General features: G+C 71.8%; 18 protein-coding genes. 14 read left to right on the top strand and 4 right to left on the bottom strand.

The genetic code is table 11. From position 1 onward, the window contains the following. Positions 1 to 157: 157 nt before the first annotated feature. The gene (locus RV986_RS04700) at positions 158 to 541 is read right to left on the bottom strand and encodes a hypothetical protein (RefSeq protein ID WP_475916173.1); all 384 of its coding nucleotides are present in this window, start codon (positions 539 to 541) and stop codon (positions 158 to 160) included. Between the two features lie 71 nt (positions 542 to 612). On the opposite strand from RV986_RS04700, the gene RV986_RS04695 reads away from it, so the two are divergent. The 6 genes from RV986_RS04695 to RV986_RS04670 all read left to right on the top strand — a co-directional run bounded on the left by RV986_RS04695 (position 613) and on the right by RV986_RS04670 (position 6,656). Next, a complete protein-coding gene (locus RV986_RS04695; RefSeq protein WP_475916172.1) occupies positions 613 to 1,173 on the top strand; it encodes an RNA polymerase sigma factor in 561 nt (186 codons plus the stop codon). Then, entirely contained in the window at positions 1,170 to 1,988 is an 819-nt protein-coding gene (locus RV986_RS04690) for a zf-HC2 domain-containing protein (RefSeq protein ID WP_475916171.1), read from the top strand. Before RV986_RS04695 ends, RV986_RS04690 begins: the two co-directional genes overlap by 4 nt. Positions 1,989 to 2,055: 67 nt before the next feature. Next, a complete protein-coding gene (locus tag RV986_RS04685) occupies positions 2,056 to 2,865 on the top strand; it encodes an ABC transporter ATP-binding protein (RefSeq protein WP_475916170.1) in 810 nt (269 codons plus the stop codon). Then, positions 2,862 to 4,259: a hypothetical protein gene (locus tag RV986_RS04680; RefSeq protein ID WP_475916169.1), complete on the top strand. Its 1,398-nt coding sequence runs from the start codon at positions 2,862 to 2,864 to the stop codon at positions 4,257 to 4,259. Before RV986_RS04685 ends, RV986_RS04680 begins: the two co-directional genes overlap by 4 nt. Then, a complete protein-coding gene (locus RV986_RS04675) occupies positions 4,256 to 4,831 on the top strand; it encodes a hypothetical protein (RefSeq protein WP_475916168.1) in 576 nt (191 codons plus the stop codon). Before RV986_RS04680 ends, RV986_RS04675 begins: the two co-directional genes overlap by 4 nt. Positions 4,832 to 5,114: 283 nt before the next feature. Then, positions 5,115 to 6,656: an acyl-CoA synthetase gene (locus tag RV986_RS04670; RefSeq protein ID WP_475916167.1), complete on the top strand. Its 1,542-nt coding sequence runs from the start codon at positions 5,115 to 5,117 to the stop codon at positions 6,654 to 6,656. Positions 6,657 to 6,709: 53 nt separating this feature from the next. Here RV986_RS04670 and paaK read toward each other — a convergent pair whose 3' ends face one another. Both paaK and RV986_RS04660 read right to left on the bottom strand, forming a co-directional pair. Continuing rightward, the gene (gene paaK, locus RV986_RS04665) at positions 6,710 to 8,041 is read right to left on the bottom strand and encodes a phenylacetate--CoA ligase PaaK (RefSeq protein ID WP_475916166.1); all 1,332 of its coding nucleotides are present in this window, start codon (positions 8,039 to 8,041) and stop codon (positions 6,710 to 6,712) included. A gap of 171 nt (positions 8,042 to 8,212) precedes the next feature. Further along, on the bottom strand, positions 8,213 to 9,832 hold the full coding sequence (locus tag RV986_RS04660) for an acyl-CoA synthetase (protein ID WP_475916165.1): 1,620 nt from the start codon (positions 9,830 to 9,832) through the stop codon (positions 8,213 to 8,215). A 178-nt stretch (positions 9,833 to 10,010) separates the two neighbouring features. Between RV986_RS04660 and RV986_RS04655 the strand changes: the two genes are divergently transcribed. From RV986_RS04655 to RV986_RS04625, 7 genes are all read left to right on the top strand, one after another. Beyond that, positions 10,011 to 10,811: a crotonase/enoyl-CoA hydratase family protein gene (locus RV986_RS04655; protein WP_475916164.1), complete on the top strand. Its 801-nt coding sequence runs from the start codon at positions 10,011 to 10,013 to the stop codon at positions 10,809 to 10,811. A 692-nt stretch (positions 10,812 to 11,503) separates the two neighbouring features. Continuing rightward, complete coding sequence (locus tag RV986_RS04650) at positions 11,504 to 12,463, top strand: Zn-ribbon domain-containing OB-fold protein (RefSeq protein ID WP_475916163.1); 960 nt, start codon at positions 11,504 to 11,506, stop codon at positions 12,461 to 12,463. Beyond that, positions 12,464 to 13,519, top strand: a complete 1,056-nt coding sequence (locus RV986_RS04645) for a thiolase domain-containing protein (RefSeq protein WP_475916162.1) — start codon at positions 12,464 to 12,466, stop codon at positions 13,517 to 13,519. It begins immediately after the preceding gene. Continuing rightward, a complete protein-coding gene (locus RV986_RS04640) occupies positions 13,516 to 14,682 on the top strand; it encodes a thiolase domain-containing protein (protein ID WP_475916161.1) in 1,167 nt (388 codons plus the stop codon). Before RV986_RS04645 ends, RV986_RS04640 begins: the two co-directional genes overlap by 4 nt. A gap of 83 nt (positions 14,683 to 14,765) precedes the next feature. Beyond that, positions 14,766 to 15,008 carry a DUF397 domain-containing protein gene (locus RV986_RS04635; protein ID WP_475916160.1) on the top strand — a complete coding sequence of 81 codons (243 nt, stop codon included), beginning with the start codon at positions 14,766 to 14,768 and terminating at the stop codon, positions 15,006 to 15,008. Between the two features lie 263 nt (positions 15,009 to 15,271). Further along, on the top strand, positions 15,272 to 18,175 hold the full coding sequence (locus RV986_RS04630) for an ATP-binding protein (protein ID WP_475916159.1): 2,904 nt from the start codon (positions 15,272 to 15,274) through the stop codon (positions 18,173 to 18,175). Between the two features lie 58 nt (positions 18,176 to 18,233). Continuing rightward, positions 18,234 to 18,731, top strand: a complete 498-nt coding sequence (locus RV986_RS04625) for a hypothetical protein (RefSeq protein ID WP_475916158.1) — start codon at positions 18,234 to 18,236, stop codon at positions 18,729 to 18,731. Positions 18,732 to 18,751: 20 nt separating this feature from the next. On the opposite strand, the gene RV986_RS04620 is transcribed toward RV986_RS04625, so the two are convergent. After that, the gene (locus tag RV986_RS04620; protein ID WP_475916157.1) at positions 18,752 to 19,771 is read right to left on the bottom strand and encodes an LLM class flavin-dependent oxidoreductase; all 1,020 of its coding nucleotides are present in this window, start codon (positions 19,769 to 19,771) and stop codon (positions 18,752 to 18,754) included. A 296-nt stretch (positions 19,772 to 20,067) separates the two neighbouring features. Between RV986_RS04620 and RV986_RS04615 the strand changes: the two genes are divergently transcribed. Further along, complete coding sequence (locus RV986_RS04615) at positions 20,068 to 23,922, top strand: S8 family peptidase (protein WP_475916156.1); 3,855 nt, start codon at positions 20,068 to 20,070, stop codon at positions 23,920 to 23,922. Positions 23,923 to 24,001: the final 79 nt, after the last annotated feature.

Genomic DNA, 24,001 nt, shown 5'->3' with positions numbered 1-24,001 from the left:
GCCGGCGATGCGGTACGGGTCATGCCGGTGGCCCGTCGCGCGCAGCCGCACTCGCCCGTCCTGATGCCGAAACGCCGGCCGTCGGAGCCGTCGGAGCCGCCGGAGTCGCCGGCTCCGACGGAGTCGCCGGACGGGCGATGGGCGCTCGTCCCGCTGCTCACCTCGGTCGGCCACGAGTCGGTCGGCCTCGCGCGCCCCGGGCGCGGTACCGTCGCCGCCGACGCTCTTGTCCGGACCCGCACTGCGCCGGGCGGTCCGCGCGAGGCGGCATTCCTGGCGCGTGGCGTACGCGGGGATGAACGTGTGAGCGCCGTCGATCATGGGCGATGCGTTCCGCCAGGGAATCCTCCGCGGCCGCCGTGGCGAGATCGTCCTCGGTCGTCGGCGTCTGCGGGCGCTGCCAGGCGGCGAGGGCGAACGCGGCGGCGTAGTCGGCGGAGTCGACGATCGACGTGCCGAGGCCGACCGCCGACGCCGCGAGTGCCTGCTCCAGTTGCGGCACGAGGCGCGTAACGGCGAACTTCCGTTGAGTGGAACCCACGGGTCTTTCCACATGTGGCGGGGATCACGTCGGGGGGAAAACCCGCGGCCCGGCTCGGGCGTCTAGAGGGTGTGAAATCAGTCAGGGCAGCACGGCACGAGCTGGACGAGGAGCGTCTCGTCCGGCTGGTGGCACAAGGCGACCGTGCCGCGTTCGAGGAGTTGTACCGGCGCACGTCGCCGTGGCTGGCGGTGCGGCTGCGCCGCCGGTGCGTGGACGAGCAGATCGTCGCGGAGGTCATGCAGGAGACCTACTTGGCGGTGTGGCGCGCGGCGGGTGCGTTCGCCGGGGCCTCGGTCGGAGGGACGGCCACCGGTTGGCTGTGGACGATCGCGGCGCGCCGCCTGGTCGACGCGTTCCGGCGCAGGGCGCACCACGCGGAGCCGCCGCCGGCCGCCGCTGTGCCCGACGCGGTGCCCGCCGCCGAGGAGGAGGCGCTCGCGGCGACCGTCGGCGGTGATGTCGGGGACGCGCTGCGGTGCCTCGCGCCGGAACTGAGACAGGTACTGCAGGCCATGGTGCTCGACGGGTTGTCCGTCCGGGAGACCGCGGTCCTGCTCGGGCTGCCCGAGGGTACGGTCAAGACGCGTGCCCGCCGGGCCCGGATCGCCATGCGGAGGGCGCTGGCATGAGTGTGGAACATGCGTCGATGCGGATCATCGAGGGTTACGCGCGCGGCGGCACGGACCTCGCCGCCGACGAGGTGTGGGCCGTGGAGGCCCATCTGGAGGCATGCCGGGTGTGCCGTGACCGGCTGTCTGCCGCTGTCGGTGCCGAGGTGCCCGCCGTGGTGTCGCTGGTCGACGCGGTGTGGTCCGGCCTCGAACCCCAGTTGGCGGTCACCGCCACGATGCCGCGCGGACGGCGCTGGTCGGCGCGGCTGTCGAGGTGGATGACGCCCACGATGGTGCCGTGGCTGGCCATGGTCGTGGGCGTGACGCTGCTGGCCCTGCTGCTCGACCTGGTCGACACCGGTTCCGGCGAGGTGTCGCTGGTGCTGCTGCTCGCGCCGGTCCTGCCCGTGCTCGGCGTCGCGGCGTCCTGGTCGCGCGGTCTGGACCCGGCCTACGAACTGACGGCCTCGGTGCCCAGGGCCGGGCTGTATCTGGTGCTGCGGCGCACCGCGTCCGTGCTCGGCGTGGTCGTCCCCGCGCTGCTGGTGGGCGGATGGGTGACGGGGGTGATGGTGGCTCAGTGGCTGCTGCCCTGTCTGGCCTTCACGGCGACGACGCTGGCGCTCGGCGGTGTTGTCGGTGTGACCCGCGCCGCCGTAGTGCTGGCCGCCGTGTGGGCCGCCGTGGTCGTGGCGCCGACCCTGGCCACCAGTCGTACGACCTTCGCCCTGCAGACGGGCGGTCTGCCCGCGTGGGGGCTGATCCTCGCACTCGGCATCGGTGTCGTGATCGCCCGCAGAGGCGCGTACTCCGTGCTGGGAGCCCATCGATGACCATCGCAAAGAACACCGCAAAGAACATCGCAAAGAACACCGCAAAGAACACCGGAAGGGAACACACATGACGTCCGCCGTGAGCGCGGCCGACATCGCACCGACGGCCTACGCCTGGGAGATCCAGGCCACCGGACTGAAGGTCAGGGTCGGCAGGAAACGGATGGCCGTCGACGGCCTCGACCTGTCGCTGGGCACCGGCGTACACGGACTCCTCGGCCCCAACGGGGCGGGCAAGACCACCCTCATCCGGACGCTGGCCACCGTACTGCGCCCCACGGAGGGCACCCTGGAGCTGCTCGGCGAGTCCGCGGGCGGCATGGGCGAGCACCGTGCGCTGCGCCGCCGGATCGGCTATCTGCCGCAGGAGTTCGGCTACTACAAGCGCTTCACGGTGCGCGAGTTCGTCGAGTACATGGCGTGGCTGAAGGAGGTGCCCAAGGCGGACATCCCCGCGGCGGTGCAGCGCGCCGTGGAGCGGGTGGGCCTGGCGGACCGCGCCGACGAGAAGATGAAGGCCCTGTCGGGCGGCATGGTGCGCAGGGTCGGCATCGCCCAGGCCATCGTCAACGACCCGACGATCCTGCTGCTGGACGAGCCGACGGCCGGCCTGGACCCGGCGCAGCGGCTGCGCTTCCGCGAGCTGCTGCAGGAGTTGGGTACGGACACCTGCGTGCTCGTCTCGACCCATCTGGTGGAGGACGTCGCCGCCGCCTGCACCGATGTGGTGCTCTTCGCCGAGGGTCGGCTGGTCTTCCAGGGCACCCCGGACGAACTGGCAGCGGCGGGCGGCCCCGACCACGCGGGTGACAGCCCGCTGGAGCGCGGCTACTCGGCACTGCTCTCCAACACCGAGCAGGGAAGGGGCGCCTGGTGAGCATCCGCGTCCTGCGTATCGAGCTGAGGCGTTCCGTCGCCCCCTGGGCCGGCGCCGTGGTCCTGGCGACCGCGCTGGCGTACCTGTACCTGCTTTCCGGACCGTGGTGGAAGGGCACCGCGTTGTGGACGGCCCAGTGGACGTCCATGGCCCTGTGGACCCGCGCCCTGCTGTTCTACCTGTGGCCGCTCGCCGTGGGGCTCGGGGCGCTGCAGGGTCTGCGCGACCACCGCTCGAAGATGTCCGAGCTGCTGACGAGCACGCCGCGGCCCGCCCGGCACCGCGCGGCCACGCTCGCGGGCGCTACGGCGATCACGCTGGCCTCGGCCTTCGCGCTCCTCGTCCTCGTGGGCGCGGTCCAGGTGGTGGCCAACACCGAGTACACGCACCTGGGGTGGCTGCCGATCTCGCTGGTGGGGGCACTCTCTCTCGTCGCGGGGGCCGTGCTGGGCATGGGGGCCGGCCGGGCCCTGCCGTCCGCGCTCACCCCGCCCGCGCTGGCCATGGGCGCCTTCGTGTTCACGGCCCTCATGTACATGTCGTTGGGCCGGACGGAGACGGAGACGGCGTCGGGGATCCCGGGCACGGAGCCGAACCGGGTCTCGCTGCTGTCACCGGCGGTGGAGGAGGTGCGCGATGTGTTCGTCACGCTCTCCGCCTCCGTGCACGTCGGGCAGACGATCTGGCTGCTCGGCATGGCCGCGACCGGCTTCGCGCTGCTGGTCGCCGCGACCCCGCGCGCCCGGCTGATCGCCCTGACGCCCGTCCTGGCGGGCGCGGCGCTCGCCCTGCTCGTCCTGCCCTCCGACCCGCGCCGGATCTATGTCGTCGACGAGGCCGCCGCGGCGCTGGTGTGCGACGGCCCGGTGTGCGTGACGAAGATGCACCAGGCACGACTCGCCGACCTGGCGGGTCCCGGTAAGGAGGCGCTGCGCCTGCTGCACGGCGCCCTGGGCGGCCAGGCGCCGGTCTCGCTCCGTGAGAACACCGCCGTACTGCCGGAAGGCTCCACACCGAAGTGGTCCCGCAAGACCGTGCTCTTCGACTTCGACGACGACACCGTCGCCGCCGCGAAGGGCCAGGAGCTGACCCGGGCCCTGATCGCCAAAGGCATGGTGCCAGGGTGCTCCCCCGTCGGCTGGAGCAGCTTTGGGGGAGATGAATTCGCGCAGACCGTCGCGGTGGGCTGGGTCCTCGGGGACCTCAGGCCGCTTCCCGGCACCATGCCGGCACGTTTGCGCCGCGAGGCCGACGCCGAGACCCGCCCGGTGTGGAAGGAACTCAAGGCGCTGCCGCGGGCCGAGCAGCTCTCGCGGATCACCGCGATGCGCGCCGCCGCGCTCTCCTGCAAGGGCGACGCGTTCGACGTCCTGTCCGGCGGTGCGTCCCGGTGAGATGGCTGACGCTGTACGCGCGCTCGCGTCAGGTACCCGCGTCGCTCGCCGCGGTGGTGATCAGCGCGGTGGCGGTGTGGGCACTCGCCCGGGACGGCAGCGGGGGACCCGGCGATCCGCGGCTGCCCGTGCTCGTCCTCGCCACGGGGGCGATGGCAGCCTCGATCGGGCTCGGCGGGCAGGACCTCGCGCTGGACCGGACGGCCGCGATCCGCTGGGTGCCCCGCAGAGCGGCACACGTGCTGCTCGCCGGCGTGGTCGTCGGCACCGTGCTGCTGACCGTGCAGACAATGGGCGAGTCCATGGCCACCACCGCGTTCGTCGTCCGGGACAGCGCGGGCCTGACGGGACTGGTCGCCCTGGGCGCGGCGCTCTCGGGCGGCCAGTACGCATGGACGCTGCCGTTCGCCTGGCTCTCGTTCTCGTTCTTCGCCCCGCCCCCGACGAGTACGCCGATGCAGGTGGCGACCTGGATGCTGCTGCCACCCGGCACGGCGGCGGGCACCTGGACGGCCCTGGTCCTCACGGTCGTCGGCACCGGGGCCTACGCCGTCGCAGGACCGAGACGGTAACCGGACCGGGACACGGCCGTGGCAGCCTGGTTTCGGCGTGCGCCCTGTCCGGGCCGGTCAGGGCGCCGTCCTTGCCGTGGCCCAGCTCGGTGTTCGCGCTGTTCCAGTTCTCCACGACCAAGAGCCCGCCATTGAGCGCAACGACCGGCACAGACGTTTGACCGGGTGTCGGTATGTCCCGCCGCGGGGCCGACCAGCTTCGCGTGAAGGGCGCGGGACGCTTGACCCCGCTCGCGGGCCGGAACGAGTATCACGCCAGAGCGGACGGACGAAGGAGCAGGTCATGACGGCGGGTCACAGCCCCACTGCGGCGGGACGGAGTCCCATGGCGGCGGGCCGGAGCGCCACGGTCGACGGGGTGCTGCGGCGCAGCGCCCGGCGGATCCCGGAGCGCGTCGCGGTCCACTACCGCGACCGGTCCTGGACCTACGCCGAACTCGACGAGGCCGTCTCCCGCGCGGCCCAGGTGCTGCGCTCCTCGGGACTGGCACCGGGCGACCGCGTCGGCGCCTACGGCCACAACTCGGACGCGTACCTGATCGGCTTCCTCGCCTGCGCGCGCGGCGGGCTGGTGCACGTGCCGGTCAACCAGAACCTGACCGGTGACGATCTGGCGTACATCGTCGACCAGGCCGGCTGCGGACTCGTCCTGGCCGATCCGGACCTCACCGGGAACCTGCCCGGGGCGACGAACGTACTGCCCCTGCGCGACGCCGACGACTCGCTGCTCGCCCGACTCCCCACGACCACGCCGTACGACGGTCCCGAGCCGGGTGGCGACGATCTGACCCAGCTGCTGTACACGTCGGGCACCACCGCGCTGCCCAAGGGCGCGATGATGACGCACCGGGCGCTGGTGCACGAGTACCTGAGCGCGATCGCCGCCCTCGATCTGCAGGCCGGCGATCTGCCCGTGCACTCGCTGCCGCTCTACCACTCGGCGCAGATGCATGTGTTCCTGCTGCCCTACCTCGCGGTCGGCGCCGTGAACGTCATCCTCGACGCGCCCGACGCGGAGCAGATCTTCGACCTGGTGGAGGCGGGCCGCGCGGACAGCGTGTTCGCCCCGCCCACCGTGTGGATCGGGCTGTCCAACCGCCCCGACTTCGCGACCCGCGACCTGAGCGGGCTGCGCAAGGCGTACTACGGGGCGTCGATCATGCCGGTGCCCGTCCTGGAGCGACTGCGGGAGAGGCTGCCGACGCTGGCGTTCTACAACTGCTTCGGACAGAGCGAGATCGGCCCGTTGTCCATGGTCCTCGGCCCCCACGAGCACAAGGGGCGGATGGACTCCTGCGGGCGGCCCGTGCTCTTCGTCGAGGCTCGGCTCGTCGACGGCTCCGGCACGGAGGTGTCCGACGGCGAGCAGGGCGAAATCGTCTACCGCTCACCGCAGTTGTGCGAAGGCTACTGGGACAAACCGGAGGAGACGGCCGAGGCCTTCCGTGACGGCTGGTTCCACTCCGGGGACCTGGCCGTGCGCGACGAGGACGGGTACTTCACCGTCGTGGACCGGGTGAAGGACGTCATCAACTCCGGTGGCGTCCTGGTCGCCTCACGTCAGGTGGAGGACGCGCTCTACACGCATCAGGCGGTCGCCGAGGTGGCGGTGATCGGGCTTCCCGACGAGCGGTGGATCGAGGCGGTCACGGCGGTCGTGGTCGCCCGCGGCGAGGTCACCGAGGCCGAACTCCTCGCGCACGCACGCGAGAAGCTCGCCCGCTTCAAGGCACCCAAGAAGGTGCTGTTCGTGGACGAGCTGCCGCGCAACGCCAGTGGGAAGATCCTCAAACGCGAGCTGAGGGACCGCTTCGGCGAGGCTTAGGAGCGCGCGACGTACCCGTGACCCGGGAGGCTGGTGGCGGCGCGGGAGAGGGGCTAGTGGGCCTCGGGGGCCTCGTGGCCGCGCAGGTCCACGATCCGCCTGATCTTCCCCACCGACCGCTCCAGTGACTCCGGCTCGACGATCTCGACCGTGACCGAGACACCGATCCCGTCCTTGACCGCCGCCGTGATGGCGCGGGCGGCGGCATCGCGGATGTCGGGCGTGGCGGAGGGCCGGGCCTCGGCCCGTACGGTGAGCGCGTCGAGGCGGCCCTCACGGGTCAGCCGCAGCTGGAAGTGCGGGGCTACGCCCGGGGTGCGCAGCACGATCTCCTCGATCTGGGTCGGGAAGAGATTGACACCGCGCAGGATGACCATGTCGTCGCTGCGGCCGGTGATCTTCTCCATCCGGCGGAAGACACGCGCGGTGCCGGGCAGCAGCCGGGTCAGATCCCGGGTCCGGTAGCGGACGACGGGCATGGCCTCCTTGGTCAGCGAGGTGAACACCAACTCACCCTCTTCGCCGTCCGGCAGCACTTCCCCCGTGATCGGGTCGACGATCTCCGGATAGAAGTGGTCCTCCCAGATGTGCAGCCCGTCCTTGGTCTCCACGCACTCCTGGGCGACGCCCGGGCCGATCACCTCGGACAGGCCGTAGATGTCGACCGCGTCGATCGCGAACCGCTCCTCGATCTCGCTGCGCATCTCCTCCGTCCACGGCTCCGCGCCGAAGATCCCCACGCGGAGCGAGGTGCCCCGCGGGTCGACGCCCTGCCGCTCGAACTCGTCGAGGAGCGTCAGCATGTAGGAGGGGGTCACCATGATGATCTCGGGTTTGAGGTCCTGGATCAGCTGGACCTGGCGTGCCGTCATACCCCCGGACGCGGGGATCACCGTACAGCCGAGACGTTCGGCGCCGTAGTGCGCGCCGAGGCCGCCGGTGAACAGGCCGTAGCCGTACGCCACGTGCACCTTGTCGCCGGGGCGGCCGCCCGCCGCCCGGATCGAGCGGGCCACCATGTCCGCCCACATGGACAGGTCGTTCTCCGTGTAACCGACGACGGTGGGGCGCCCGGTGGTCCCGCTCGACGCGTGGATGCGGCGGATCTGATCCTGGGGCACGGCGAACATCCCGTACGGGTAGTTCTCGCGCAGGTCCGCCTTCGCCGTGAACGGGAAGCGGGCCAGATCGGAGAGGGAGCGGCAGCCGTCCGGATGCACACCGGCCTTGTCGAAGGAGTCCCGGTAGAAGGGCACGTTCTCGTACGCGCGCCGCAACGACACCCGCAGTCGCTCCAGCTGCAGCGCCCGCAGCGCCTCGGCGTCGAGCCGCTCACCCGCGTCCAGCAGGCCCTTTCCGGCATCCGACCACGTGGAATCCGCCATGGGGACTTCTCCCTCGCCAACCGCACCAATCCGGACGACCGATCATTCGGTCGATGTGTTCGGGATCAGTAATCCAGGCGAGCCCCACTCGTGCAAGGGGTGAGTCTCACTTTCTTCGCGGTCCGGCGTGTGCGGGGCAGGAGACGGTCCGCGGGCCGCTGCCCGAGGGGCTCAGCGGCTCGCCTCCGCCGCCACCGACCGCGCCCACCGGTAGTCAGCCTTGCCGCTCGGTGACCGCTGGATGGCGTCCGTGACGACGAGCTGGCGGGGAATCTTGTACCCGGCGAGATGGCTCCGGCAGTGGGTCTGGATGTCCTCCAGGGAAGGCCGGCCCGCGCCCTCGCGGAGCTGGACGACCGCCGCCACGTGGTTGCCCCACTTCTCGTCCGGCACCCCGGCGACCAGCGCGTCGTACACGTCAGGATGGGACTTGAGGGCCTGCTCGACCTCCTCCGGATAGACCTTCTCGCCGCCGGTGTTGATGCACTGGGAGCCGCGGCCCAGGACGGTGACGATGCCGTCCTCGTCGACCGTCGCCATGTCGCCGAGCAGTACCCACCGCTCGCCGTCCTTCTGGAAGAAGGTCTCGGCGGTCTTCCCCGGGTCGTTGTAGTAGCCGAGGGGCACATGGCCGCGTTGCGCGATGCGTCCCGGCTCGCCGACGGCGATCGGCTCGTGGGTCGCCGGATCCACCACCTGTGTACGGGAGTTGACGCGCAGCCGGAATCCCTGGCCGGCGCCCGAGTCCGCGGTCGCCGTGCCGTTGAAGCCGGACTCCGACGAGCCGAAGTTGTTCAGCAGCATCACGTTCGGCACCAGCGCCTGGAACTGTTCACGCACCGTCTCGGACATGATCGCGCCGGACGAGGACACGCTGAACATCGAGGAGCAGTCCGTGCCCTTCATGGGCCCCTTCAGCGCGTCGATCAGTGGCCGCAGCATCGCGTCGCCGACCAGCGACATGCTGGTGACCTTCTCCTTGGCGACCGTCCGCAGCACCTCCTCGGGCACGAACTTGCGGTGGATCACGATCCGTTGGCCGAAGTTGAACCCGATGAAGGCGGTCAGCGTCGAGGTGCCGTGCATCAGCGGGGGAGTGGGGAAGAAGGTGATGCCCTCACCGCCGGCCGCCACCCGCTCGGACAGTTCCTCCGGCTTCTTGACCGGCTCGCCCGTCGGGGCGCCACCGCCGAGACCCGAGAAGAACAGGTCCTCCTGCCGCCACATCACCCCCTTGGGCATCCCGGTGGTGCCGCCGGTGTAGATGATGAACTGGTCGTCCGCCGAGCGCGCCGGGAACCCCCGCTCGGGCGACCCGGCGGCCTCGGCCTCCGCGAAGTCCACGGCGGGCAGGTCGGGCGCGTCCGGCGCCGCGGGGCCCACCCGTACGAGGTGCCGCAGCGCCGAGGCGCTCGGCCGCGCCGCCGCCACCCGGTCCGTGAACTCCGCGTCGAAGACCAGCGCCACCAGATCCGCGTCCCGGTAGAGGTAGGCCAACTCCTCCTCCACATAGCGGTAGTTGACGTTGACCGGCACGACCCGCGCCTTCAGGCAGCCCAGCACGGTCTGCAGGTACTCGATGCCGTTGTAGAGGTGCAGCCCGAGGTGTTCGCCGGGGCGGATGCCGCTGTCGATCAGATGGTGGGCGACGCGGTTCGCCGCCGCGTCCAGTTGCGCGTAGGTCAGGCGGCGCTCCGCGCCCGTGCCGGGATGGTCGACGTAGACGAGCGCCTCACGGCCCGGTACCACGTCGACGACCGACTCGAACAGGTCGGCAAGGTTGTACTCCACCGCTCCTCCTGACGACGAACGACCGGGTCCACCCATCGGCTCGACGGTCATCAGAGCAAAGCCCGCCACAACTGGGAAGGGCCCGCGCAGAAGAAATCTGACTGTCTGTCAGAAAACCCTTGTACTGGCTCGACGCCTCCTGCAACCTGTTCTCGTTCCTGAGACGGGAGGACGGCACATGGGTGGGATGGAACACCTCACCGTGCGGCGCGAAGGCGCCACACTGGTGCTCACACTCAACAGGCCCGAGGCCAAGAACGCGCTCTCGCTGTCGATGCTGGTCGGGCTGTACGACGGCTGGATCGAGGCCGACGAGGACGACACGGTCCGCTCGATCGTGCTCACCGGCGCGGGGGGTGTCTTCTGCGCCGGTATGGACCTCAAGGCGCTGGCCGGCCGGGGTATGGAGGGCGAGCAGTACCGGGACCGGCTGAAGGCCGACCCCGATCTGCACTGGAAGGCGATGCTGCGCCACCACCGTCCCCGCAAGCCGGTGATCGCCGCCGTCGAGGGGCACTGTGTCGCGGGCGGTACCGAGATCCTCCAGGGCACCGACATCCGGGTGGCGGGCGAGTCGGCGACGTTCGGACTCTTCGAGGTGAAGCGGGGGCTGTTCCCCATCGGCGGCTCGACCGTCCGCCTGCAACGCCAGATCCCGCGCACGCACGCCCTCGAAATGCTCCTCACGGGACGTCCGTACGCGGCTCGGGAGGCCGCCGCCATCGGTCTGGTCGGACATGTCGTGCCCGACGGGACGGCACAGGAGAAGGCCCTCGCGATCGCCGAACAGATCAACGCCTGCGGGCCGCTGGCCGTCGAGGCCGTCAAGGCGTCCGTGTACGAGACCGCGGAGATGACCGAGACCGACGGCCTCGCCGCCGAACTCAAGCGCGGCTGGCCGATCTTCGACACCGCCGATGCCAAGGAGGGCGCCCGCGCCTTCGCCGAGAAACGCCCGCCCGTCTACCGTCGAGGGTGACCTCCGGGGGAGGGACGGGATGCGGGGCGACTGTCGTCGGGGGAGGGATGGGATGCGGGGCGACTGTCGTCGGGGGAGGGACGGGACGCCGGCTGATCGCCGCTGGGCGGAGGGTGCGATGCCGGCCGATCGTCGCGCCGGGGAGAACCGTGAGGAGCCGGGGCTCTGCCCCCAGGGGGGTGAGGGGACGTCTGCCGCCTCCCTCCGGGGGAGCGGGGGATGTCTGGCTTCAGTCCCCTTCGGCGGAGTTGCGGTGCCGTCCTTGTTCCGGTCCGGGTGGGGTTGCGCGGGGTTTGGGTGTGTGTTGCCGGGGAGTCCCGGCCGTCCTGGCTCCGGCGCAGGTGGAGTTGCGTCGCGTTCGGGTTTTGGCCCCGGGGGAGTGGGGGTGCTGCCGCCTTCGGCGCCGCGGGAGGTGCGGTGCCGCCCCGGCTCCCGTGCGGGTGGGGTTGCGGCGCGTCCGGGCGTCCGCCCCCGAGGCGTTGTGGCGCGTCCGGGGGTCCGCCCCCAGACGAGGCGGTGCCGCCCGGCCGCCGGCTCCGGACGCGGCCGCCGCGGCGGCCCCGGTCTTCCGCCCACCCCCGGAAGCAGCTACGGCGTACACCACCCTCCTCCGTCCCCGGGGCGGGGTCATGACGTGCACGATCCTCCCCCTCCCTCCTGCCCCTGCCCCTCCCTCCGAAGGAGACACCGGGATGCCCGAAGTCCTCAAAGCCCCCCTCGTCGTCGAGTTCCCCTTCACCCGTTCGCTCGGGCCCGTCCAGAGCGCGTTTCTCACCGGTCTGCGTGAGCGTGTCGTCCTCGGGGTGAAGACTGCCGACGGGCGGACGCTCGTCCCGCCCGTCGAGTACGACCCCGTCACCGCCGAGGACCTGGGCGACCTCGTCGAGGTCGCCCCCACCGGCACCGTCACCACCTGGGCCTGGAACCACGAGCCCCGCCGCGGCCAGCCCCTGGCCACCCCCTTCGCCTGGGTCCTGGTCAGGCTCGACGGCGCCGACACCGCCCTCCTGCACGCCCTCGACGCGCCCGCCCCCGACGCCGTACACACCGGTATGCGGGTCCGGGTCCGATGGGCGGAGGAACGTTCCGGCGCCATCACGGACATCGCCTGTTTCGAGCCGTACGAGGGAGACCCGCCGGAGCCCGGCCGCCGCGACGGCCAGGACGGCCACGACGGCAGGTTCGAGGACATGGTGACGGGCATCGTCGCCCCCGCCCGGCTCGACTACGTCTACTCACCCGGCCGCGCCCAGTCCGCCTACATCAACAGCCTCTCCGAACGGCGCACCGTCGGCGAGCGCTGCCCGTCCTGCCGCAAGGTGTACGTCCCGCCCAGGGGCGCGTGCCCCACCTGCGGTGTCGCCACGTCCGAACCGGTCGAGGTGGGCCCGCGCGGCACGGTCACCACGTACTGCATCGTCAACATCAAGGCCAGGAACCTCGACATCGAAGTGCCGTACGTCTACGGGCACATCGCCCTCGACGGCGCCGACCTCGCCCTGCACGGCCGGATCGGCGGCATCCCCTACGACCAGGTGCGCATGGGCCTGCGGGTGGAGCCGGTGTGGACGGAGGGCGGCCGCCATCCCGACCACTACCGGCCCACCGGCGAACCGGACGCGGAGTACGACACGTACAAGGAGCTGTTGTAGATGCCGCCCATCAGGGACATCGCCGTCGTCGCCTTCGCGCAGACCGACCATCTGCGCACCACGGACGAGCTCTCCGAGGTGGAGATGCTCATCCCGATCCTGCACGACGTCCTCGACCAGACCGGTCTCAGGACCAGCGACATCGGTTTCACCTGTTCCGGTTCGACCGACTACCTCGCGGGCCGTGCCTTCTCCTTCACCATGGCGCTCGACGGGGTGGGCGCCTGGCCTCCGATCTCCGAGTCGCACGTGGAGATGGACGGGGCGTGGGCGCTGTACGAGGCATGGACGAAGCTGCTGACCGGTGACGCCGACACCGCGCTGGTGTACGCGTACGGCAAGTCGTCACCCGGCTCCGTACGGGACGTCCTGACCCGGCAGCTCGACCCGTACTACGTGGCCCCCCTGTGGCCGGACTCGGTCGCGCTCGCCGCGCTCCAGGCGCAGGCGCTCATCGACGCGGACGAGACCGACGAGCCCGCGCTCGCCGCGGTCGCCGCCCGCAGTCGCGCGTCGGCGGCCGCCAACTCCCATGCCCAGCTGCGGGGTTCGGTGGCGCAGGGCGACTATCTCGTACGGCCCTTGCGGACCGGCGACTGCCCGCCCATCGGCGACGGTGCCGCCGCCGTGATCCTCGCAGCGGGGGAGCGGGCCCGTGAGCTGTGCGAGCGACCGGCCTGGATCCGCGGTATCGACCACCGCATCGAGGCACACGGCCTCGGAGTGCGTGATCTGACCGACTCGCCGTCGACCCGCCTCGCCGCCGAGCGGGCCGGAGCCTTCGAACGGCCCGCCGACACCGCCGAGTTGCACGCGCCCTTCACCTCCCAGGAGGTGATCCTGCGCAAGGCGCTCCGGCTCGACGACAGCGTGCGCGTCAACCCGTCCGGAGGCGCGCTCGCCGCCAATCCGGTCATGGCCGCCGGGCTCATCCGGATCGGCGAGGCCGCCGCCCGCATCCACCGGAGCGAGTCCGACCGGGCGCTCGCCCACGCCACCTCCGGGCCCTGCCTCCAGCAGAACCTGGTCGCCGTACTCGAAGGGGATCTCCGATGAGCAAGGAGCCCGTGGCCGTCGTAGGCATCGGCCAGACCAAGCACGTGGCGGCGCGGCGGGACGTGTCCATCGCGGGGCTCGTCCGCGAGGCCGCCGGCCGGGCACTCGCCGACGCCGAGTTGACGTGGGCCGACATCGACGCCGTGGTCATCGGCAAGGCGCCCGACTTCTTCGAGGGCGTCATGATGCCGGAGCTGTACCTCGCGGACGCGCTCGGCGCGGTCGGCAAGCCGATGCTGCGGGTGCACACGGCGGGCTCCGTCGGCGGATCCACGGCCCTGGTCGCCACCAACCTGATCGCGGGCCGCGTCCACGGCACCGTCCTGACCCTGGCCTACGAGAAACAGTCCGAGTCGAACGCGATGTGGGGCCTGTCCCTGCCGATCCCCTTCCAGCAGCCGCTGCTGGCCGGGGCGGGCGGCTTCTTCGCGCCGCACGTACGGGCGTACATGCGGCGCACCGGCGCGCCCGACACGGTCGGCTCGCTGGTCGCGTACAAGGACCGGCGCAACGCGCTGAAGAACCCGTACGCGCATCTCCATGAGCACGACATCACGCTGGAGAAGGTGCAGGCCTCGCCCATGCTGTGGGACCCGATCCGCTATTCGGAGACCTGTCCGTCCTCGGACGGGGCCTGCGCGATGATCCTCACCGACCGCGCCGGGGCGGCCCGCTCGCCACGGCCCCCCGCGTGGCTGCACGGCGGCGCGATGCGCAGCGAACCGACCCTCTTCGCGGGCAAGGACTGCGTGTCGCCGCAGGCGGGCAAGGACTGCGCGGCCGATGTGTACCGGCAGGCGGGCATCGCGGACCCGCGCCGTGACATCGACGCCGTGGAGATGTACGTGCCCTTCTCCTGGTACGAACCCATGTGGCTGGAGAACCTCGGCTTCGCCGAGGAGGGCGAGGGCTGGAAACTCACCGAATCCGGGGTGACCGAGCTCGACGGGGACCTGCCCGTCAACATGTCGGGTGGGGTCCTCTCGACCAATCCGATCGGCGCCTCGGGCATGATCCGCTTCGCGGAAGCGGCCCTTCAGGTGCGCGGGCAGGCGGGAGAACACCAGGTGGACGGGGCCCGCAGGGTGCTGGGGCACGCCTATGGGGGCGGATCCCAGTTCTTCTCGATGTGGCTGGTAGGCGCCGTGCCGCCCGCGTCCTGAAACCGTCCCCCTCACGTGGCCTGTCCGCCGCCGGAACCGATCGCTAGGCTGGCGGCGGACGACGAACCGGGAGGAGCACGGACGTGGCCGAGAGCACCATCCAGCAGCACCCGCTCGCGGGCTGGAACAAGCCTGAGCTGGACCTCAGCAACGCCGAATGGCAGTCCAGCAGCCGAGGGCGAGGAGACGTCCAGATCGCTTTTGTCGAGGGCTTCATCGCGATGCGCAACAGTGGCCGCCCCGAGGGCCCTTCCTTGGTCTTCACACCGGCCGAGTGGGGCGCGTTCGTGTCGGGCGCGCGCGAGGGGGAGTTCGACCTGACCTGATGTGAAGCCGACGCCTCTCACGAGGAGGGATGCGCGACCCGGGCCCCGCCCTGGGGCCGGTGCCCGATCCGGGTTCCGGTGCCGGGCGGCGGTCGGCCGAAGGCTCGGCCGGTAGCCGCCGGGCGGCGGTCGGCCGAAGGCTCGGCCGGTAGCGACGGAAGGGCTGCCCGCAAGCTGCCACGAGCGTACGCTGAGCTTCCTGAAGGTCACGGTACGCATCCGCTCCCCGCGCGGAGCGCACCACCGGGGCCAGGGGGTGGACAATGGGACAGCGCGGTGTACGCAGCAGAAGGACACTCTTCGAACGGGAGGGTGAACTCGCCGCCGCCGAAGAGGCGTTGGTCGAACTCACCGGTCTGCGCGGCGACGGAACCGAGTCGCCCGAGCGGCCCCGCGGTGCGCTGCTCGCCTTCGCCGGACGTGCCGGAATCGGCAAGACGACGCTCCTCACCGAGGTACGGCGGCGCGCCGCCGCCAAAGGCTGCACCGTTCTGTCCGCCCGTGGCGGCGACCAGGAACAGCGCGTCGCCTTCCACGTCGCCCGCCAGCTCCTGCAACCGCAGCTCGCCGGGTTCCAGGAAGCGGAACTCCGTGCCTCGCTGGGGAGTTGGTACGCGATCGTCGGCCCCGCGCTCGGCCTGTGCGCCGCCTCGGAGGGCGCCCCGCCCGACCAGCAGGGCCTGCGCGACGGCCTCGACTGGGTGCTCACCCACCTCGCCGTGCAGCGCGCCCCGATGGTGCTCGTCCTCGACGACGCGCACTGGGCCGACCCCGAGTCACTGAGCTGGCTCGCCGCCTTCGCGCCCCGTGCCGAGGAACTCCCGCTGCTGCTCGTCGTCGCCTACCGGCCCGACGAACTCCCCGACCACGCCGAGTCGTTCAGGGGACTGCCCGGACGCGCCGGCCAGCGCCCGATCGGCCTCGAACCGCTCAGCGCCGCCGCCGTCGCGCGTCTTGTGCGCGAGGACCTCGGCACCCAGGCCGACGACGCGTTCTGCCGGGAGTGCTGGGCGGTCACGGCGGGCAACCCCTTCGAAGCGGTGGAACTGACGGCGAAGGTCCGCGACCGCGGACTGGTCCCGACCGAAGCCGGGGCACACCTGCTGCGCGACCTCGCCGCCGCCGTCAAGGGCAGCGGTCTGATCGCCCGCCTCGAACGCCTGAGCACCTCGACCGTCCGTTTCGCCTGGGCCTGCGCGGTCCTCGGCACGGAGATCCCGCCGACCCTGGCCGCCGCCGTCGCCGGCCTCGGCTCCGAGGAGGCCGCCGACGCGGCGGACGCCCTGCGCGGCGCCCGCATTCTCACCGGCGCCGTACCCGCCGCGGGCACTCTGGAGTTCGTCCACCCGCTGATCGCCACCGCCGTCTACCGCGCCATCCCCGGCGGCGTCCGCGTCGCCCTGCACGGCCAGGCCGCCTGGTGCGTCATCAACGAGGGACTGGGCCCCTCCGCCGCCGCCCGCCACCTCATGGAGACCCACCCCGACGGCGACAACTGGGTCGTCCAGCAACTCCGCGCCGCCGCCCGCGAGACTCAGCGCGCCGGAGCCCCCGACGCCGCCCGCCGCTGTCTCGCCCGCGCCCTGCGCGAACCGCCGCCCGTCAAGGAGCGCGCCGCGGTCCTCCACGAACTGGGCTGCGCCTCCCTGCTCACCGAACCGGCGACCACCGTCAACCATCTCCGGGCCGCCCTCGAAGAACCCATCACCGACCCGGAACTGCGCCACAACATCGTCTACCGCCTCTCCCAGGTCCTCGCCCACAGCGACCGTCTCGCCGAGGCCTCCGAGACACTCGCCCGCGAGGTCCGTGTGACCGGCGACGCCCGGGTGCGGCTGCGCATGCAGTCCGAGCAGTTCATGTGGGACGCCTTCCGCGCCGACGAACCCGACTCGCCCGCCCGCTCCCGCCGGCTGACCCGCCTCGCCGACCGGCTCACCGGCCGCGACCTCACCGAGCGCTATGTCATCGGCCTGCGCGCCTGGGACGCCACACTGCGTGGCGAACCCGCCCACGTCGCGCTGCACCACGCCGAACGCGCCCTCGCCGGAGGGTTCCGCTGGGCCGAGGCCGACCGCGGCTTCGAGGTCCCCGTCCTGGTCGCCCTCACCTTCATGTACGCGGACCGCCCGGGCCGCACCGAGGAACTCTTCGCCGCCGGGATCGCCGACTTCGAGTCGCAGGGCTGGCACGGCGCCCACCTCTCCTTCGGCTACACCCTCCTCGGGTACGTCCGCTACCGCCGCGGGCGGCTCGCCGAGGCCGAGGACTTCGCCCGCGCGGGCCTGCGACTGGCCGAGCGTGTCGGTGCCCGCACCCCCGTGCACTGGTACGCCGTCGGTGTCCTCATCGAGGTCCTGATCGCCCGCGGCCGTGTCACCGAGGCCGCGCAGATCGGCGAGGACCACGGATTCGGCGCGCCCTTCCCGGCCGCGGTCACCTTCCCCGACGTCCAGACCGTGTACGGCGAACTGCTGCTCGCCCGCGGCCTCACCAAGGACGCCGCCGCCGAGCTCGAAGCGGCCGGGCGCCGCCTCGACCCGCGCGGCATGCGCAACCCCTCCTGGTGTCCCTGGCAGCTCCACCTCGCCCGCGCCGAACGACACGACGCGCCCGAACGCGCCGTCGCCACGGCACTCGAAGCGGTCGAGCGCGCCCGCCAGTTCGGCGCCCCCTCGGCGATCGGACAGGCCCTGCGAGCCGCCGCCGAGGTGTCCTCCGGCTCTACCCGCGTCAAGCTCCTCGAAGAGTCCGTCAGCCATCTGGAGGGTTCCCCGGCCGCGTACGAACTCGCCTGCGCGCTGGTCGCCCTGGGCACCGAACTGCGCCGCTCGGGCCGCCCGAAGGAGGCCGCCGAACATCTCTACCGGGGACTGGACGCGGCCGTGCACTGCGGTGCGGACGGACTCGGTGACGAGGCCCGCGCCGAGCTGGCCGCCGCCGGACTGCGCCCACGCCGTCTGCACAGCACCGAGACGGACACCCTCACCGCCCGCGAACGCACGGCCGCCGCGCTCACCGCCCGCGGCCGCACCACGACCGAGGTCGCCAAGGAGCTGGAGACCGACGAACCGGCCGTGGTCCGGCTGCTCTCCGCGGTCTACCGGAAGGTGGGCACGGACCGTACGGGACTGGCGTCGGCGCTCGGGGAACAACCGGTCCGGTAGGCACGCGCGAGGGACGCCCCCAAGGCCCGGTTCACGCCCGGGCACGTACCATTGCGGCATGTCCTTCCTCCGCCGCCGCAGCGCCACGCCCGCAGGGCCCGACTTCGACGTTCTGGCCATGGATCCGGGTGACTGGCCGGGCAATCTCGGCGCGGGCCTGCTGCCCGCCCCCGACGGCAGCTGCCAGGGTGTCTTCCTGCGCTACGACCTGTTCGGCGGCCGCGGCCCCGCGATGATCATCGGCAATCTGCCGGAGGGCTCCCCGGCCCGCGACGTCGCCGAGGACGAGGTCCCCTTCGAGGTGGCCCAGCTGCTGCTGGCGCTGGAGAACGACGAGGAGGTCACCGTCACCGGCACCGAGGACATGCCGGTGATGCAGGGTGACGGTCTCCTCATCGTGCGCCGTCTCAAGCTCTCCGAGACCCGTATCTCCTGCGTGCAGTTCGACCGCGACGACAACGTCCTGGTGACCATCGCCGCCTGGGACCGCCCCATCACCGACGACCTGTACGCCCTGCTCAAGCCGCTGCCCCCGGAGCTCTTCCAGCAGGGCTGAGCCCCGGGCGCCGCGCGCGTTCAGGCGGCCGGCCGCCACCCCAGTGCCGGGCCGAGCCCGGTGGCGATGTCGGTGAGGATCTGTACGTAGTCCTCGTGCTCGAAGGTGAACGGCAGCGCGAACGCCACCTCGTCGACCTCGCGGAACGCGACATGGGCGTAGAGCCGTTCGGCGATCTCGTCCGAGCTGCCGACCAGGTCGGGCGCGAACATCAGCCGGGCCGGTCCCTGCGGAGTCGTCGTACGCGGGGTGCGCTTGAGGGCGTACTCCTCGTACTTCTTCCGCTGCTCGGGTGAGGCGCTGTCGGTGGGGATGACGACGAGGCCCTGGGAGACGCGGGCCCGGTCGCCGTCGGGGTGGTGGGCGCGGAAGGTGCGGATCTGCGACAACTGGATCTCGGCGAAGTCCTCCGACTCCTCCGCCCTGACGACACTGCTGGTCAGCAGGTTCATCCCGTGCTCACCCGCCCACTGCGCGGAGCGCAGGCTGCCGCCGCCGTACCACATGCGCCGGCCCAGACCGGCGGCGTGCGGCTGGACCCGGTCGGAGAAGACCTCGAAGCCCTCGACGCCGCTGAAGTCGGTCGCCGGCTCGCCGCGCACGAAGTCCAGCAGCCGCTGCACGCGGGTGTAGCCGAAGTCCTCGATGTCGGCGGTGTCGGGATAGAGCGCCGTCCTGACCTGGTCGTAGTGCATCGGCGGTCCGACGCTGACACCCGGATTGAGGCGGCCCCCGGACAGGATGTCGACGGTCGCCAGATCCTCGGCCAGCCGCAGCGGGTTCTCCCACCCCACCGGGATGACCGCCGTCCCCAGCTCGATCCGGCTGGTGCGCTGCGAGGCCGCGGCCAGGACGGCGACGGGGGAGGAGATGCCGTACTGCAGATGACGGTGCCGCACCCACGCGCTGTCGAATCCCAGCCGCTCACCGAGCTCGACGATCTCCAACGTCGACTCGTGGCCCCGCCGGGGGTCGGCCTCGTCGAACAGCCCGATGGTCAGGAAGCCCAGCTTCCGCAAGGGGTTTGGGGGCAGTGGCACGGGGCTCCTCCATCATGCGCGGCGATCTCTGTCGAGCGGATGATCTCCATTGAACAGAGATCATCCGCTGAACACTCGAACGTCGGCGCCGCGCCGGCTATGCCCGTGGTGGCGGACGGTCACCCCGTGCCGCTGCGGAGGCCGACCGAGCCCGCGTGATGGCGCGGTTGCGACATGTCTCATCCGCGCCATGGGGAAACGGTGACATCACGTTCGGCGGCGGCGGATTCTGTGCAGCACCCGCATGAACATCTTCCTTCACGCACACCCCCTCTGCATGGAAAGGTGCTGACCAGATGAGACGGATCCGCCTCGCGACGGTGATATCGGCCGGCCTGGCGCTGACCGCCGCCGGTATGCCATCGGCGGCCGGCCTGGCCGGTACGGCTGGTGCGGCCGGGACGACCACGGCTGTCATGGCCGCATCGGCCGCCACCGCTGCCCCGACCGCCACGGCGAAGACCTCGTCCAGCGGCAACAGCGCCACCGTGCGGCTGATCACGGGCGACCGTGTGACCGTCACGACGGACACCGACGGGAAGCGGATCGCCGCCGTCGAGCCCGGCAGCGGCCGGAGCGGCATTCTGTTCCGGACCGTGGAGCAGGACGGCGACCTGACGGTTCTGCCCTCCGACGCCCAGGACCTGGTCTCCTCAGGGCGCCTGGACCGGCAGCTGTTCGATGTCAGCGCGCTGATCGCACAGAAGTACGACGAAGCGCACACCGACGCGCTGCCCCTGATCATCGGGCAGCCGAACGGAGTCCCGTCCGCCGCGGTGCGGGAGCTCACCACGCTGACCGAGGCGGACGCGCCCGCCCGCCTGCTGGACAGCATCGACGCCCAGGCGGTCCGGATCTCCGGCGACGACCTGGGCCGGTTCTGGAATCAACTCGCCCCCGCCCGCGACGCGGTGAGCGCCGCGGGCACGGCCGCCACGCCCAAGGTATGGCTGGACGGCCGGGTGGACGCCGCCCTCGACCGCAGCACCGCGCAGATCAACGCCCCGGCGGTCTGGAAGGCCGGGTACGACGGCAGGTCCGTCAAGGTGGCGGTCCTCGACACCGGTGTCGACCAGACCCACCCGGACCTGGCCGGACGCATCAGCGAGGCGAAGGACTTCTCCGGCAGTTCCGGCACCGGCGACGTCTTCGGCCACGGCACCCACGTCGCCTCCACGGTGGGCGGAACCGGCGCCGCGTCCGGCGGCCTCCGCAAGGGGGTGGCCCCGGGCGCCGACCTGCTGATCGGCAAGGTCCTGGGAGACGACGGCTACGGAACCGAGTCCCAGGTCATCGACGGCATGGAGTGGGCCGCCTCCGAGGGCGCCAAGGTCGTCAACATGAGCCTGGGATCGGACGAGGTGAGCGATGGCACCGACCCGATGAGCCTCGCCGTCGACGAACTCAGCAGCTCCAGCGGCGCCCTGTTCGTGGTGGCGGCCGGCAACAGCGGAGAGCAGGGCCAGGAAACCATCGGATCGCCCGGCGCCGCGGACGCCGCACTGACCGTGGGCGCGGTGGACCGGGACGACTCACTCGCCGCGTTCTCCAGCCGCGGTCCGCGCCACGGCGACCGCGCGGTCAAGCCCGACGTCACCGCGCCGGGCGTGGGCATCGTGGCGGCACGCGCCGCGGGCACCACCATGGGCGACCCGGTGGACCAGTACTACGTGGCGGCCTCCGGTACGTCGATGGCCACCCCGCATGTGACGGGCGCCGCCGCGCTGCTCGCCCAGGCGCATCCCACCTGGAGCGGACAGCAGCTCAAGGACGCGCTCATCAGCACGGCGCACACCGTCGAGGGACAGCAGGTGACCGAGGAGGGCGGCGGCCGCGTCGACGTGGCCGCGGCGGCTCTCGGACCGGTCACCGCCACCGGGAGTGTGGCCCTCGGGCCCTACGGGACCGGCGGCGACGACAGCGCCCCGCGCACGGTCACCGTCCGCTACACCAACACCTCGGACAAGGAAGTCACCCTCGCCCTCGCCGCGCACCTGGCGACCAGCGGCGGCCGGGACCTCGCGGCCGGTGCGCTGCGACTCGGCTCCGACACGGTGCGGATCACCGCCGGCGCCACGGTGGACGTGCCGCTGACGGTGGACCCCTCCCTGGCCGGCCGGGGCGACTACTACGGCTATGTCACCGCCGCGACGAGCGACGGCGCGGTCAAGGTCCACACCACGGTCAGCATCGTGGTGCACGGCCCCGTCCACAAGCTCACCGTCACCACCTACGACCACACCGGCAAGCGCGTCCAGGCGCTGCCCACCATCTGGGGCCCGGACGGATTCGTCGGCTACGTCAGCACCGAGCCGGCCGTCGCCGAAGTCGAGGAAGGGACCTATCAACTCGACTACTCCAGCCTGGACACGGCCGACGACGGACAGGAACTGCGCCACGTCGTCCTGCCGGAGGTCAAGGTCACCAAGGACATGGCCGTCACCCTGGACGCCCGCAGGACCACCCGGGTCGACATCCGCACGCCACGGCCCGCCGAACAGCGCGGCATCCTCAACTACCAGACCTACCGGCAGATCGACGGACACAGCCTGCTCCAGGGCACGATGTACTTCGATCTCGCCAAGCGGCTCTACGTCAGCCCCACCGCGGCCGTCACCGACGGCACCTTCGAGTTCGCCTCGCGCTGGCAGCTGGTCGCCCCGCTGATCGAGGCGAAGGTGTCCGGCGGCGATCTCGCCCTGAACCCGTACTACATGCCGAGTTCACCACTGTTCGACGCGGGCGGCACCACCCTGACCGCCGTGGACGCGGGCACCTTCGCCAAGCCGGACTTCGGCCGGGCCCGGGGCAAACTCGCGATCGTCCGCAACGAAGAGGGCACGGACGAGCGGGAGTTGACCAGGAAGGCCGCCGCCGCGGGCGTGCGCGGACTGCTGATGACCCACTTCGACGACATCGGCTGGACGCGCTGGAGCCCCGACGGCGAACGCACCGCCGTGCCGACCGTCCGCATCGGCAAGGCGGCGGGCGCCGCGCTGCTCGACCGGCTGCGCAAACACCCGGCCACCACCGTCAGGTTCACCGGAACGGCGAAGAGCCCGTACCTCTACGACGTCATGCAGACGTCGTCCCAACAGATACCGCGACAGGTGGTGTACACGGTGTCCGAGCGCGACAGCGCGGTACTGCGGACCACCTACGCCGACAACGGAGGAGCGCCCTGGGCCAGTGAGCAGCGGTTCGCCTGGCGCCCCTACCAGGACACCGCCTGGCTGCAGTACACCCGCTACGTGCCGACGGGCTTCGTGCGCACCGAGTACGTCAGCGCGAACGACACGACCTGGCAGCACCTGGTGCATCACACCACCACGTTCGACGTCGACATGCCGCTGGCCGTCGGCATGAAAGACAGGCCCCGCACCTACCGGGCAGGCCACCAGCCGGCAGAGCGCTGGCAGGGGGCCGTGGTGCGCCCCTCGATCCCCAAGGGCACCGCGACACCCTCCGTACGGACCGGAGACGTACTGGCCCTGCGCATCCCGGAGTTCACCGACTCCACGGCGGGCCACTGGTCACGGCTCCTCGCGGGTGACGGCGGCGGTGTGGGCGGATTCGGCACGCGGGACAAGGCGCAGGCCGACACGCCGGGCGGTGACACGGCCGCCGCGGTGCTCTACCGCGACGGGGTGAAGGTCGCCGACGCGGACAGCGCCTGGACCGACTTCGAAGTGGCCCCGGGCAGCGCCGACTACCGGCTGGACCTGACGACCTCACGCGTGGACGACGAGTGGGCGTTCGGCACCCGTACCGACACCTCCTGGTCCTTCCGGTCCGCGACCACGGACACCGCGACACCGCTGTCCCTGCTGCAACTCGACTACGACGTACCGGTCGACGCGCACAACGCGGTGGCAGCCGGGCGGACGCACACCATCGGCCTCGCCGTCCGCGCCCAGGACGGGCGGCCCGCCCCGCGCGGAGTGTCCCTGCGGGTGGAGGTGTCCTACGACGACGGCAGGCACTGGGGGGCTGCGACGGTGAAGGGCCGCGGAGACAACGCGTTCCGGGCCACCGTCACCAGGCCGTCCGGCCACGGCGAGGCGTATGTGACCCTGCGCGTCACGGCACGGGACCACCTCGGCAACAGCGTCCGGCAGACCGTGCGGCGCGCCTACCTGCAACGGGGATAGCCACGGCTGAAGGGCCCGCACACACACGGCGGGTGCACGGGAAGGCGCAGGCCACCGTGCACCCGCCGCCCCACCCCCA

This window comes from Streptomyces sp. RLA012 (genome assembly GCF_056270325.1).
The sequence above is the reverse complement of the archived record's forward strand: the minus strand, read 5'-3'. Positions and strand labels throughout refer to the sequence as shown.